The organism is Streptomyces xylophagus, assembly GCF_000716435.1.
Lineage (GTDB): Bacteria > Actinomycetota > Actinomycetes > Streptomycetales > Streptomycetaceae > Streptomyces > Streptomyces xylophagus.
In genome coordinates this window covers 1-374 of sequence record NZ_JNWO01000165.1, presented here as the reverse complement: position 1 = coordinate 374, position 374 = coordinate 1, and the positions used below count along the sequence as shown (strand labels likewise).

1 protein-coding gene is annotated in these 374 nt (G+C 57.0%); it reads right to left on the bottom strand.

The window, feature by feature from the left end; translation table 11 throughout:
* Window positions 1–144 precede the first annotated feature (144 nt).
* Window positions 145–374: hypothetical protein (locus tag OO70_RS50810; protein WP_043688474.1), on the bottom strand; the 230-nt coding region annotated here is incomplete at its 5' end.

Below are 374 nucleotides of genomic sequence, written 5' to 3'. Positions count from 1 at the left end.
GCATGTCGGCTTACCTCGTTTCAGCCATCAACTTCTCGTTCCGCTTCGTTATGTCGTACCAATAGCGGAGTTCTGCGGGGGTCATGGTCATGATGTTCGTCGGAGTATCGACGCGCATCACGACCAGATAGTTGGCACGACCGGCTATTCCCCCAGGCCGTTCCAGACCTCGCCGACGACGTTGCAGGCGCTCTGGAAATCGGTGCCGGACAGATCACCGAGGATGAGATCGTCGACGCCGGAAAGCAGCGACAGATACGCCATCATTTTGTCGTAGCGAATTTCCAGCTCGACGGTGCCGTCGTCTTTGCGCTGAATGACCTTGTATGGAGACTCGCGCATCGTTGCGATGTCGCGAGCGGTGAGATCACGAA